At 62.8% G+C, this 2,394-nt stretch carries 3 protein-coding genes; all 3 read right to left on the bottom strand.

Annotated elements, in window-relative coordinates; translation table 11 throughout:
• The coding region (locus tag AC0AP0_RS12010; RefSeq protein WP_490430635.1) for a proteasome accessory factor PafA2 family protein at positions 1-1,299 on the bottom strand (1,299 nt) is incomplete at its 3' end.
• Between the two features lie 3 nt (positions 1,300-1,302).
• A complete protein-coding gene (locus AC0AP0_RS12005) occupies positions 1,303-1,506 on the bottom strand; it encodes a ubiquitin-like protein Pup (protein ID WP_490430634.1) in 204 nt (67 codons plus the stop codon).
• Positions 1,507-1,530: 24 nt separating this feature from the next.
• Positions 1,531-2,367: an inositol monophosphatase family protein gene (locus AC0AP0_RS12000; protein WP_045935548.1), complete on the bottom strand. Its 837-nt coding sequence runs from the start codon at positions 2,365-2,367 to the stop codon at positions 1,531-1,533.
• Positions 2,368-2,394 lie beyond the last annotated feature (27 nt).

Here is a 2,394-nt window from a genome sequence, read left to right as displayed (position 1 = left end):
CCAGTCGCATGACCATGTGCGTGTCCCCCGGTCTGCGGCGCGGACGAAGTCGCCACGCAGACGGGCCCGGGTATCCTCTGGAGGTTGATCCATGGCGCGCTCTACCTCGGAGTCGTCGACCGGTGAGCGCATGAGCCCATGCCTGACCAAGCCAGGGTAGGATCTTCCCGCGCTCAAATCGTGATAGTCCAAGTCCAAAGCCTGGGCCAGATCGCGCCCGGCACCACGTCGACTCAGCCCCTGGAGCAGCCGCAGTTTGGCGGCCCAGTCCACCCAGTCGGCCAGGTCCTGCCAACGCCCCGCGTCCAACGCATCCAAGGCAATCCTCCAAAGTTGCAGGGCATGCAGAGCCTGGGACCGGTCGATGCCTATATCCTCCTGTTGGTCCACCAAGGCCTTGCAGGCTGACCAATAGGCCTCTTGCAGACCCAGAGCACTGATACCGCCGGTCTTCGTCGAAGCCTCCAGCTCCAGGTTGACCCGGCCGGTCCGATCCCGGCTGACGGCTCGGACGGCTGCGCCAGGATCGGCCAGGGCCCAGTCGACCAGGTCTGGCCTGCGGCCTTGACGGCAGGCTTGCTCAACCAGGTTGAGGACCAGGTGAGTGCTGGCCATCTTGAACCAGGTAGCCAGCGGCGACCGGTTGGTATCCCCTACGATCACATGCAGACGCCGCCATCGTTCAGGATCGGCCAGAGGCTCGTCACGGGTGTTGACCATAGGACGGGCACGGGTGGTGGCCGAGGATACCGCTTCATCAAGAAAGTCGGCCCGCTGGCTGAGCTGGAACCCATCGGGGCTCAGACGACCCGCCCCGGTGATCAGCTGCCGTGTGACAAGAAAAGGAACCAGACAGGCTCCAATCATGTCCAAGGGGACCCTCCGGTCCAGCAGGTAATTCTCATGGCAGCCGAAGGCATGGCCCTGGGCATCCACGTTGTTGGCAAACACATGAACCTTTACAGGCCCGCCCAGGTTCTCCGACAGGTACTTCCGGGCGCGCTCCGCAAGGTCGGTCATGATTCGTTCCCCGGCCAGCACCTGAGTCAGGGCTGTCAGTGGATCACGGGCCTCTGCCGTGGCATACTCCGGGTGGGAGCCTACGTCCAGGTAGAGTCGGGCGCCGTTGGGCAAATAGATGTTGGTTGACCCGTGCTTCTCAATCAGAGGGCGGAACATGGCCATGGCTACCCTTCCAGCAGCATATGGGCCACTGGTGCCGGTCAGGCTCAGTCCATACTCGGTCTCGATGCCGAATATCCTGCGAAAGTCCGAGTCAGTCCCCTGCCCGTCCGCCATGGATCACTGGCCGCCCTTCTGGACGAAGCCCTGTACATACTCCTTGGCGTTGGTCTCCAGAGTGGTCTCGATGTCATCCAGGACGGCATCCAGGTCGGATCCAGCCGCCTGGATCTGTTCCTGTGCCCCAGTCTGCGGCAGATCCTCTTCCTGCTCCTGCTGCTGCCCGGCTGCCATGCGCCGCCCCTGCTGGGTTGCCTCAGCCATGGTCGCTCTCCTTCCCTGCGCGGATCAGCGCCCGCTCAGATACGTATTCAAATCCTCCGCGATGAGCCCGTTGGTGGCTACCACGTCGTTGCTGCCCTCCCAGCGCACATGCCCGCCGTCCCAGCGCCAGAGGGTACCCTTGGCCTCTCGGACCACGACAGCCGCCGCAGAAACAGCAGGGATGTCCCAGGAGTGCAGGGCCGGTTCAAAATAGGCGTCGTAACTGCCGTCCGCCACCCGGCACAGATCCAGCGAGACTGGACCGACGCGCTTGATGTCGGCAGGCTTGCCGGCCATGCGCGAGACAATCTGCAGGACCTTTTCAGACTCGTTGGGGAAGTATGACATACCGAAGCTGATTACTGATCCGGTCAGGGTGGTCATAGTGGAAGGGATGATTTTCTCCCGTTTGTCACCCACAATGGTCCGCCGGATCCTGATGGCGCCCTGGCCCTTGGCAGCCAGATAGGTCAGGCCCAATACCGGCGCATGCACGATGCCCAGAACCGGTGAAGCATGGCCCTTCTCGTCCACGGCGAACAGGGAGATGGTAAGCGTCCATTCGGCCATGTTGCGCACATAGTTGACCGGACCGTCGATGTGGCCCAGACACCAGTAACGGCCGCCTGGACGCCGGTTGCCGGCCTCCTCTTCCCAGAAGCCGTCCATGGGGTCGAGAGCGGCGATCTTGGTTCGGCAGTAGCGAATCAGACGTGTGTCGATGCCCGGCGAAAACTGGGTGCCCTGGCCGATGGCTGAGGTAGAGCGGGGATCGTGGGGGTTGATCTGGTCCTGAAGGGCATGACGGCCGGCCTCCACGGCAATGGTGGCGGCCTGCATGGCCAAATCGCGCAATTCCATACTTCTCTTCTCTTTCAAACGGGTGGT

The sequence above is a fragment of the Bifidobacterium sp. POST2/T3 (B1) genome (assembly GCF_058197115.1).
The sequence above is the reverse complement of the archived record's forward strand: the minus strand, read 5'-3'. Positions and strand labels throughout refer to the sequence as shown.

What these genes read in the sequence shown, in the direction of transcription:
- AC0AP0_RS12000 (WP_045935548.1), bottom strand. Translation starts at nt 2,367, where the DNA reads ATGGAATTGCGCGATTTGGCCATGCAGGCCGCCACCATTGCCGTGGAG.
- AC0AP0_RS12005 (WP_490430634.1), bottom strand. Translation starts at nt 1,506, where the DNA reads ATGGCTGAGGCAACCCAGCAGGGGCGGCGCATGGCAGCCGGGCAGCAG.